Annotated in this window: 1 pseudogene; it reads right to left on the bottom strand. The window is 50.4% G+C overall.

Annotation, left to right across the window (positions count from 1 at the left end):
- Positions 1-246: pseudogene (locus tag MO387_RS21060) on the bottom strand (IS4 family transposase); the annotation flags it as partial.

Below are 246 nucleotides of genomic sequence, written 5' to 3'. Positions count from 1 at the left end.
ATGCTAAGTTCATTTCATTTTCGGCAACCGAATCAAAGGCGCTGTTGACCAACAAATGGCTGCTTAACTCCATCAAGCAAACCATGCGAATTTGCGGATAAGCCGCTTCGCCTGAAGCGTTTGCGGTACGCGCAAAGGCGGCTTGATTTTGGACACTATCGGGTGTCCGCCACACTACACCGTCAACACCATACAAGTTAAGACCGCACCAATGAGGGTGTTCAGCTCTCGCGTGCCAGGTATTAG

It is taken from the genome of Shewanella sp. N2AIL, assembly GCF_022690845.1.
GTDB classification, from domain to species: domain Bacteria; phylum Pseudomonadota; class Gammaproteobacteria; order Enterobacterales; family Shewanellaceae; genus Shewanella; species Shewanella baltica.
This window is presented reverse-complemented; position numbering and strand designations above follow the sequence as displayed.